The sequence below is a fragment of the Chromohalobacter sp. HP20-39 genome, from assembly GCF_033052815.1.
GTDB lineage: Bacteria > Pseudomonadota > Gammaproteobacteria > Pseudomonadales > Halomonadaceae > Chromohalobacter.
In genome coordinates this window covers 1-259 of record NZ_JAWHTP010000820.1, presented here as the reverse complement: position 1 = coordinate 259, position 259 = coordinate 1, and the positions used below count along the sequence as shown (strand labels likewise).

Here is a 259-nt window from a genome sequence, read left to right as displayed (position 1 = left end):
GCAGAGTTTTGGTGGGCTTTCCGCGCTGTATGCCGGACTGCACTGGCCTGAACGCTTTGGCTGTGTATTAAGCCAGTCAGGATCGTACTGGTGGCCGCATCGGGGCGGGCAGCAAGAGGGCGTGTTACTTGAAAAGCTAAAAGCTGGTGAAGTTAGCGCCGAAGGTCTGCGCATTGTGCTGGAAGCGGGTATTCGCGAGCCGATGATCATGCGGGCCAATCAGGCGCTGTATGCGCAATTACACCCCATAAAAGAATCC

General features: G+C 56.0%; 1 protein-coding gene. It reads left to right on the top strand.

The genetic code is table 11. The features are described from left to right. Window positions 1-259 (top strand): alpha/beta hydrolase-fold protein (locus tag RVY79_RS20245; RefSeq protein ID WP_317466374.1); only part of this gene is annotated, 259 nt, incomplete at both ends.